Genomic DNA, 7,361 nt, shown 5'->3' with positions numbered 1-7,361 from the left:
GTGTCAGTAGTGGATGTATTGACTGACACACCCCCATCGGGAGCAAGCCCCCTCCCACATAGGTCCTGTGTTAACGGTTGGGTTGCGGGGTCAACCGCAGGTATGGCTTCACCGCCCGGTAGCCTTTTGGAAAGCGCTTCTTGATTTCCTCTTCATCCTTGAGCGACGGCACGATCACCACTTCGTCACCGTCCTGCCAGTTGGCGGGGGTGGCGACCTTGTGGTTGTCGGTCAACTGCAACGAGTCGATGACCCGCAGGATTTCGTGGAAGTTGCGACCGGTGCTGGCCGGGTAGGTAATCGTCAGGCGAATCTTCTTGTTCGGGTCGATGACGAACAGGGAACGCACGGTGAGGGTGTCACTGGCGTTCGGATGGATCAGGTCGTAGAGGTCCGACACCTTGCGATCGGCGTCGGCCAGGATCGGGAAGTTGACGACCGTGTTCTGGGTTTCGTTGATGTCTTCGATCCACTTGTGGTGCGAGTCCACCGGGTCGACCGACAGGGCAATCGCCTTGACGCCGCGCTGGGCAAATTCGTCCTTGAGCTTGGCGGTGAAACCCAGCTCGGTGGTGCACACCGGCGTGAAGTCCGCCGGGTGGGAAAACAGCACACCCCAGCTATCGCCCAGCCACTCATGGAAACGAATCTTGCCGGCGCTGGAATCCTGTTCGAAGTCGGGGGCGATGTCGCCCAGTCTTAGGCTCATGGTGTGGCTCCTGGTGAATGCTTATGGAGCCTACTGTGCATGGGTTGGAGATTATTTAAAAAGAATAAATATCGATTTATCTAGACGATAAAAGAATATTAAAAATCTGTTCATTGGACTTGGCGACGGGCGAGGATCAACATCGGTTTCAAGGTTCGAGAAGGCCTTGAGACGCTGTACAAAGAGGGGTTTCGGGAAGGGCTTGCGGGGGTTGAGCCCGACTTGAAAGCAAGACACCTTGCCCGGCATTGCGCCGGGCAAGGCTTTAAGCACTTACAACAGTGGAATCGAGTAGCTGACGATCAGACGGTTTTCGTCCTGGGAACGGGTGTTCGCCAGGTCGGTACGCCACATCGCGTTTTTCCAGGCAACGCCCAGGTTTTTCAGTGGGCCTTCCGGAATTACGTAGGCAACGGTGATGTCGCGTTCCCACTCGGATTGACCGGTCAGCTCGGCACGCGAGGCAGTAACGGTGTCGATATTGCTACCCTTGAGGTAGACAACACCGGCGGTCAGGCCAGGTACGCCAACCTTGGCGAAGTCGTAAGCGTAGCGAGCTTGCCAGGTACGCTCGCCGGCACGGGCGAACTTCTGGATTTGCATGTCAGTGGTGATGTAGGCCGACGAACCGTCGCCCTGGTTCAACCAAGGGAAGTCGCTGCTGCCATTGCTGACTTGGTAACCACCACCGAAGGTGTGACCGGCAACGGTGTACAGGAACAGGCCGCTGTACAGGTTGTTATCGACCTTGCCTTTACCCGAGGCAAAACCTTGGTAGTTACCGCTGGAATAGTAAGCGGCGGTATCACCGTTTTTACCATCGTCAGTGCTGTGGAAATAACGCAGGTCAGACTTCAAGACGCCCGGGCCGATTGCCCAGTTGTGGGTCAGACCCAGGAAGTGCTGCTTGTAGAAGTCTTCCAGATTGCCGTAGTAGTACTGGGCAGTCAGGTCCTTGGTCAGCTTGTAGTCGCCACCGGCGTAGTAGAACTTGTTGCTGAACCTGCCGGCATTGTAGTTGGAGCTGGCGTTGGCACCGCCGATCGACAGGTTTTCGTTGTTGCTGGAGTTACGGCCCTTGGCTTTTTCTACCTGACCGGCAACCAAGGTCAGATCCTTGATGTCGTTGGTAGTGATCTGGCCACCTTGGAAGGTTTGCGGCAGCAGACGGCCATCGTTGGTCACGATAACTGGCAGCTTAGGCTGCAGAGTGCCGAGTTTCAGTTCGGTTTGGGAAACCTTCACCTTGCCGGTCACGCCCAGGCTGGCGTAATCGTTGACAGCCTTGTTGCCGTCGCTCGGGAAGACGGTGCCGCCGGAAGCAGTGCCGGAGTAGTTGCCGTGGTTATCGCGGCTGGAATCCAGACGCACGCCGTACAGGCCAATGGCGTCAACACCGAACTGAACGGTACCTTGGGTGTAACCCGAGATGAAACGCAGGTCGAAGCCTTGGCCCCATTCAGCGTTCTTGCTGCGGCTGCTCGCTGTAGGAGCGCCATCGCGGTTGTCAGTGTTGATGTAGAAGTTACGCAGACCCAGAGTGGCCTTGCTGTCTTCGATGAAACCGGCGGAGTGTGCCTGTTGTGCAATTGCAGCCACAGCCACGGCCAACGCCAATGTTGACTTCTTCATGTACCGCTCCTCTCATTTCTAATTTTTGTATTTCTAAGGTCTCGGGTCTGACGCCCGTGATCCACAGATGCGCGATTAGCGCCAGATAGTGACTACCAAGTCAATCGTAACCTGATATGTCTACTACCTTCGTCTAATCGCAGTTAATTTGGTCCCTGCAGGGTAATGAGTTTTTCATACACCCAAAAAGAATTATTTCATTCTTTTTCATACGATTCAGGAATAAGCCTGGCCGATGAGCGAGATGGTCAGCGTAGACCAATCGCTCCAAAGGCTAATACCTGAAAAGTCTTTACCAACCTTTTTTTAGATCGATTAGTGTGGCCGTACCTTTGCATACGTCACCCACGATCAAAAAGGCGACGCCATCATGGCCAAAGGCACATCCTCCCGTCAATTTGTTACAGTTTTTGTGTCACTAATAATTTCTTTTGCTGTCAAAGCGCCCCGCCCCATGAGCAGCCGATGGCGCCTGCCCCTCGCAGAGACGCGGCTTCACGCAATCTATCGAATGTGATGTTTATCGTATCGGCGCAGATCAATGCTTCTTAAGCGCTGGTGATGCGCAACGACGAAAGGCGCTGGGGTGGCAAGGCATAAGGGAGGGGCAGGCCTAATGCCTGTCAGTTAAGCGATAGAGCAGACGATGGATAACCTGTGGGAGGGGCGGTGCGACGATTCGACTTGCTCCCGATAGACCGAGCAGCGGCCTCAAAAATGGGCCTGCTACGCAGTCCATCGGGAGCAAGCCCCCTCCCACAATGACCGCGTTAAGCCTTAACTGACTGGCATTAGGGGCAGTGCCCTCCCTCCTTAATTGAGGGCCTAGAGCGCTTTCTCGAAAATCTTCGAATTACGCTGGTAGTTGTACAGCGATGCCCGCGCCGACGGCAGGCGATCCACGCTGCTTGGCACAAAACCGCGCTCGCGGAACCAGTGAGCGGTGCGGGTGGTGAGAACAAACAGCGTCTTCAGCCCCTGCGCCCGGGCACGGGTCTGGATGCGTTCGAGCAACACGTCACCCCGCGCACCGTGACGGTACTCCGGGTTCACCGCCAGACACGCCAGCTCACCAGCATCCGAATCCGCGATCGGGTACAGCGCCGCGCAGGCGATGATCATGCCTTCACGCTCGACCACGCTGAACTGCTCGATCTCACGCTCCAGCACTTCACGCGAGCGGCGCACCAGAATGCCCTGCTCTTCCAACGGGCTGATCAGATCGAGCAAGCCGCCCACATCTTCAATCGCCGCCTCACGCACCTGCTCGAATTGTTCCTGGGCCACCAGCGTACCGCCACCGTCTCGGGTGAACAGCTCGGTGAGCAAGGCGCCGTCTTCGGCGTAACTGACGATGTGACTGCGCCCTACTCCACCGCGGCAAGCCTCGGCAGCGGCATCGAGCAATTCGGCCTGATAGTTGTTCGCGCCCAGGCGTTGCAAATGCGCCGGTACTTGCTGCGGGCGCAGTTCGCGCACCAGCCGGCCATTTTCATCGATCAGGCCCATGTCGGCGCCGAACAGCAACAGCTTGTCGGCACCCAGGTCGATGGCGGCGCGGGTGGCGACGTCTTCGCAGGCCAGGTTGAAGATCTCACCGGTGGGCGAGTAGCCCAAGGGCGACAACAGCACAATGGAGCGCTCGTCCAACAGACGGTTGATGCCCTTGCGATCGACCCGGCGCACTTCGCCGGTGTGGTGGTAATCCACGCCTTCGAGCACGCCGATAGGGCGGGCAGTCACCAGGTTGCCACTGGCGACACGCAGGCGCGAACCCTGCATCGGTGAAGAGGCCATGTCCATGGACAGGCGCGCCTCGATGGCGATACGCAGGTGGCCAACGGCGTCGATCACGCACTCCAGCGTCGCGGCATCAGTGATGCGCAAGCCTTCGTGGTAGGCCGGGGTCAGGCCGCGGGCCGCAAGGCGCGTTTCGATCTGAGGGCGCGAACCGTGTACCAGCACCAGCCGCACACCCAGGCTGTGCAGCAGCACCAGGTCATGGACGATATTGCCGAAGTTCGGATGTTCCACACCATCGCCAGGCAGCATGACCACAAAGGTGCAGTCGCGGTGGGCGTTGATGTAGGGCGAAGCGTGACGAAGCCAATTGACGTATTCGGGCATAAAACCTGGGCCTGTAATAAGTAGCAGCCAAACAAGGATGAATCGTGAAAGCGCACAGCGGGCTGATGGTTATCGTCGGAACAGGCTTGGCGACACGCTCGCTCTCCTTCTATGTACGAATGGGCAGGGGGTAAATTATGCGGGTTTCAGGCAGTAATGCTCGATCAGCTCCCGCAATAGACGCACTGTAGGCGTCAAGCGTGACATTTCGAGGTACTCGCCCGGTTGATGGGCGCAGGCGATATCGCCAGGGCCCAGCACCAGGGTTTCACAACCAAGGCGCTGAAGATAAGGCGCTTCGGTGCCGAACGCTACTGCTTCGGCACGATGGCCGGTCAATCGCTGCGCGACCCGGACCAGTTCGGCATCTTCCGGCTGCTCGAACGGGGGGACTTCGGGGAACAACGGCGCGTAGTCGATCTTGACCTGATGGCGCTCGGCCACGGGTTGCAGCTTTTGCCGGATCGCATCACGCAGCACCTGGGGGTCCATGCCCGGCAGGGGCCGCAGGTCGAACTCCAGGGAACATTGGCCGCAGATGCGATTAGGGTTGTCGCCACCATGGATACAACCGAAATTCAGGGTCGGCTGGGGCACGCTGAATTGCGGGTTGCGGTACTCACGCTGCCAGGCCAGGCGCAGGCCGCGCAATTCGCCAATGGCATCATGCATGGCTTCAAGGGCGCTATGGCCCAGGCTCGGGTCCGAGGAGTGGCCGCTTTGGCCAAGGATATCGATGCGTTCCATCATTACGCCTTTGTGCAGGCGGATCGGCTTGAGGCCGGTGGGCTCACCAATCACCGCCGCACGCCCCAACGGGCGGCCCGCTTCGGCCAGCGCGCGGGCGCCGGACATCGAGCTTTCTTCGTCACAGGTCGCGAGGATCAGCAACGGTTGCTTGAACGGTTGATCCAGCAGCGGCAATACGGCTTCGATTGCCAGCGCAAAAAAGCCTTTCATGTCACAGCTGCCCAGTCCTACCCAACGGCCATCGACTTCCGTCAGCTTCAACGGATCGGTCTTCCACAAGGCCGCGTCATAAGGAACAGTGTCGCTATGCCCCGCCAGCACCAGGCCACCCGGGCCGCTGCCGAAACTGGCGAGCAGGTTGAATTTACCGGGGCTGACTTGCTGGATGTCGATGGCAAAACCCAGGTCGCCCAGCCAGCCGGCGAGCAAATCGATCACCGGGCGGTTGGTCTGGTCGAGAGACGCTTGGGTGCAACTGACCGACGGTGCGGCAATCAGCGCAGCGAATTGCTCTTTCAGGGTAGGTAACGGCATACGCGGTCTCTCAACTTCCCGGATGAGCCCCACTATAGAGCCATCTGCACAACACAATAAACCGTTGCGGCGCGTTGCCGGGCGCAGTCCTGTACACTGCACGGCCTTGGCAGCCACTCTTTTCCCCGGCTGCGCTCCCGATCCTGGATGTTCCGGCCATGCAAAAAGAAACCGAAATCAAGCTCCGCGTCAGCCGCGAGACCCTCGCCGCGCTGCGTGAGCACCCGCTCCTGAAAAAACGCAACAAAAGTGGCTGGGAACGCCGTGAGTTGATGAATCAGTACTTCGACACCCCAGAGCGTGACCTGGCCCAGGCCAAAGTCGCCCTGCGCCTGCGCAAGGACGGTGACGATATCATCCAGACCCTCAAGACCCGTGGCCAGAGTGTCGCCGGCTTGTCGGAACGTAACGAATACAACTGGGACTTGCCCAAGGCCAAGCTCGACGTGAAGAAACTCGACGGCGAGTGCTGGCCCGAGCAACTGGCCGAGCTGGACAAAAAGACCCTCAAGCCGATCTTCACCACCGACTTTGTCCGCGAACGCGCTGAAATCGCCTGGGGCCGCGGTAAAGCCAAGGTGGTCATCGAGGCCGCCCTGGACCTGGGGCATGTTGTCGTCGGCAAGCAGAAAGAAGAAATCTGCGAGCTGGAACTGGAATTGCGCGAAGGCGAGCCGGCCGCCCTGCTGGAACTGGCCGCCGAACTGGCCGCAACCCTGGCGCTGATGCCTTGCGATATCAGCAAGGCCGAGCGCGGCTACCGCCTGTACGACGCCGGCAGCTATTCGCTGAGCCTGCCGGCGCCGCAGATTCACGCCGAAATGCCGTTGGACGACGCCTTCGCCGCCATCCTGTGGCATCTGCTGGGCAGCAGCCAGCGCCTGGCGGAGCAGTACCGCTTCAATGGCCACTGGCGACTGTTGCAGGACTGGGTCGACAACCTCGGCGAATTGCGCGCCCTGGTCGGCAGCCTCGGCCAGGCTGCACCACGTCAATCCACCAGCGAGCTGCGCAGCGCACTGGATGCATTGCTGGAAGACTGGCGCCCGCTGGTACAGGCCGGTGACGATGATGAAGACATCCGCAAAGCTGCGCCGGAACAATTCATCGAAGAATTGGAAGACGTGCGCTGGGGCCTGTTCTCGCTGAACGCTTCCCGCTGGCTGCTGGCCCGCACCTGGACCACCGACCGCAATGTGCGGGGCAACCGCCAGGGCGCCGCGCAGATCACCAACTGGCTGCCACGCCTGCTGGCCGAAGATGCTGTCGCCCTGCAACTGCCACGCTACCAGCAACAACCGGAAGACCTGGCCGAGCAACTGCCGCGCCTCGAACGCATCCAGGCGTGGCTGCATCATGCACGTCAGGTGGTGGATATTCCGGAACTGGACCGCCTGTACGGCGAGCTGAACAAGTTGGTGCAACTGGCCAACCAGCCGATCACCGATGAATCCCTGGATGCGCGTATGCATCAGGCGATTGCGGTGTATCAGAATCGCGCCTGGAAAACCTTGCTGCGCCTGTAAGGGCGCTTTCGCGAGCAAGCCCGCTTCCACATTGGCATGTATTCACACATCAAAATGTGGAAAGGGGCTTGCTCCCGATGAGG

5 protein-coding genes are annotated in these 7,361 nt (G+C 59.2%); 1 reads left to right on the top strand and 4 read right to left on the bottom strand.

Features of this window, described 5'->3' with window-relative positions; all coding sequences use genetic code 11:
• Window positions 1-70 precede the first annotated feature (70 nt).
• The 4 genes from ACQRBV_RS10545 to argE all read right to left on the bottom strand — a co-directional run bounded on the left by ACQRBV_RS10545 (window position 71) and on the right by argE (window position 5,752).
• Complete coding sequence (locus ACQRBV_RS10545; RefSeq protein ID WP_015886425.1) at window positions 71-709, bottom strand: peroxiredoxin; 639 nt, start codon at window positions 707-709, stop codon at window positions 71-73.
• A gap of 273 nt (window positions 710-982) precedes the next feature.
• A complete protein-coding gene (locus ACQRBV_RS10540; protein ID WP_060753548.1) occupies window positions 983-2,341 on the bottom strand; it encodes an OprD family porin in 1,359 nt (452 codons plus the stop codon).
• 825 nt (window positions 2,342-3,166) lie between these two features.
• Window positions 3,167-4,468 (bottom strand): amino-acid N-acetyltransferase, encoded by a 1,302-nt coding sequence (gene argA / locus ACQRBV_RS10535; protein WP_060753549.1) that lies wholly within the window; start codon window positions 4,466-4,468, stop codon window positions 3,167-3,169.
• 135 nt (window positions 4,469-4,603) lie between these two features.
• Entirely contained in the window at window positions 4,604-5,752 is a 1,149-nt protein-coding gene (gene argE / locus ACQRBV_RS10530; protein WP_244384891.1) for an acetylornithine deacetylase, read from the bottom strand.
• 158 nt (window positions 5,753-5,910) lie between these two features.
• Here argE and ACQRBV_RS10525 point away from each other — a divergent pair, with 158 nt between their 5' ends.
• A complete protein-coding gene (locus tag ACQRBV_RS10525; protein WP_411984942.1) occupies window positions 5,911-7,278 on the top strand; it encodes an inorganic triphosphatase in 1,368 nt (455 codons plus the stop codon).
• Window positions 7,279-7,361: the final 83 nt, after the last annotated feature.

Origin of the sequence: Pseudomonas sp. R11F, from assembly GCF_050312575.1 — a bacterium.
In the GTDB taxonomy this organism is placed as follows: Bacteria; Pseudomonadota; Gammaproteobacteria; order Pseudomonadales; family Pseudomonadaceae; genus Aquipseudomonas; species Aquipseudomonas palleroniana.
This window is presented reverse-complemented; position numbering and strand designations above follow the sequence as displayed.

Bases quoted from the DNA above. Each gene is read 5' to 3' on its own strand.
- ACQRBV_RS10545 (WP_015886425.1), bottom strand. From the start codon at position 709: ATGAGCCTAAGACTGGGCGACATCGCCCCCGACTTCGAACAGGATTCC.
- ACQRBV_RS10540 (WP_060753548.1), bottom strand. From the start codon at position 2,341: ATGAAGAAGTCAACATTGGCGTTGGCCGTGGCTGTGGCTGCAATTGCA.
- argA (WP_060753549.1), bottom strand. From the start codon at position 4,468: ATGCCCGAATACGTCAATTGGCTTCGTCACGCTTCGCCCTACATCAAC.
- argE (WP_244384891.1), bottom strand. From the start codon at position 5,752: ATGCCGTTACCTACCCTGAAAGAGCAATTCGCTGCGCTGATTGCCGCA.
- ACQRBV_RS10525 (WP_411984942.1), top strand. From the start codon at position 5,911: ATGCAAAAAGAAACCGAAATCAAGCTCCGCGTCAGCCGCGAGACCCTC.